The organism is Cupriavidus sp. R6-3 (genome assembly GCF_059772245.1).
Genome location: NZ_JCBAJO010000447.1, coordinates 1 through 1,352, shown reverse-complemented (window position 1 = coordinate 1,352; position 1,352 = coordinate 1). Strand labels below are relative to the sequence as shown.

Sequence of the window (1,352 nt, the reverse complement as noted above, 5' to 3'; positions counted from 1 at the left end):
CCCTTCTCGCCGTCGTCGCCGCAGAAGGGGCATGGGAGTAGTTGGTCAGGCATATCGGCCTCCATTGATCTCCGCGCGGATGGCGTCGGCGCAGTCGGCGGCCAACCCCTTGACCGTTCGTCCCGGACGCCAGATTGCGGCTTCGTTCTTCACGATCACCGCCGCCCGCTCCATGCCAGCGGCGTAGCCTGCAACGAAGCCATCCCACCGCTTGCAGTAGGCATGTGCATCCCATGCGTTGTAGCCGGTTGCGGCATACCCGCGCCAGGTCCATACGCACTGCGGTGGCATCGGAAACCGCGCCTCGAACGCCTCCCTCATCTGCTTATCGTCCATCGTCGCTCCCCTTGCTGGCACCGCGCGCGCTGTCGGCGAGTCCAATGCCGCGCCATTGGCGCATGACGATGCTCTGGCCGGTGTCGATCCCCTTGTCATGGCAGTAGCGCGCAAGGCCGATCATGTACGAGTCGATGTTTGCGCCAGCCTTTGCGCATAGCGTAGCCATGACCATCTCAAGTCCTGCCTCGGGCTGAAGCACAGTCGTGCGGCCCCGCTCGCCGGGCGCGTATTCGACAAGACCAAGGAACGACATCCCGCGCTCTTGGCACTTGGTCATGATTTCCCTCAGCGCAGGGGCGATTTCGTCGTCATAGAACTTCTCGTTTTCGCTCATCCCTTCTCTCCCTTTCTGGCGGCCATGGCGGCGTCTACATCGATACGAACGCCTTCCGTGTTTCCTGCGTGCTGCACGACGAACGTGGCCAGTGCATCGGCGTTCTCGAATCGTTCGATTGCCCACCGGAACATCTCCGCATCCCTCCGATCCCGCTCCGCATCGCCATCCTGCGGCGCAATCATCCCGGCGTGGGCTCTCGCTACGTCGTACTCGCGCCCGATCTTGATCGGCGGCTCAGGCTGTCGGCGGTTCCATTTCAACAGCGCATGCCAATGAGATGGGAACGGCGCATCGCCATCCGGCGGCGTGGGAGCGGCGTCGAGCATGGCGCGGAAAATCGCATCGCGCGCTTCGGTTCCCGTTGTGAAACCCCCGGTCCCCGGCTTGATCTCACACACCGCGAATGCAGCCATTCGCATTTCCCCGGTCGGCTCGACCGGCACCAGCTTCCAGCCTTCCGGCACTCCCGCCCGCTGCCCGTCCGTGGCGCGCGTGTTCCATGCGGCAATGGCTTCTTCGTTGCTATCGAAGCCTTCGTGAAAGTACCTATCGAACAGGGAAACGCCGCATTCGCACAGTACGAACCGGACAACCTTGTCGCCGTACCAAGGATCACCCTGCGGTTCGACGTCGCGCCGCTCAATGATGGGAGTTGCCCCGCAGAACGGGCACGGTT

Annotated in this window: 3 protein-coding genes; all 3 read right to left on the bottom strand. The window is 63.2% G+C overall.

All coding sequences use genetic code 11. The annotated features are described in order from the left end of the window. Positions 1 to 45: 45 nt before the first annotated feature. Complete coding sequence (locus tag AC6EI8_RS26550; RefSeq protein ID WP_498383402.1) at positions 46 to 336, bottom strand: hypothetical protein; 291 nt, start codon at positions 334 to 336, stop codon at positions 46 to 48. Continuing rightward, positions 326 to 673, bottom strand: a complete 348-nt coding sequence (locus AC6EI8_RS26545) for a hypothetical protein (protein ID WP_498383401.1) — start codon at positions 671 to 673, stop codon at positions 326 to 328. Before AC6EI8_RS26545 ends, AC6EI8_RS26550 begins: the two co-directional genes overlap by 11 nt. Beyond that, on the bottom strand, positions 670 to 1,352 hold a 683-nt coding region (locus tag AC6EI8_RS26540), incomplete at its 5' end, for a Lar family restriction alleviation protein (RefSeq protein WP_498383400.1). The genes AC6EI8_RS26545 and AC6EI8_RS26540, both read right to left, overlap by 4 nt.

What these genes read in the sequence shown, in the direction of transcription:
- AC6EI8_RS26550 (WP_498383402.1), bottom strand. Translation starts at nt 336, where the DNA reads ATGGACGATAAGCAGATGAGGGAGGCGTTCGAGGCGCGGTTTCCGATG.
- AC6EI8_RS26545 (WP_498383401.1), bottom strand. Translation starts at nt 673, where the DNA reads ATGAGCGAAAACGAGAAGTTCTATGACGACGAAATCGCCCCTGCGCTG.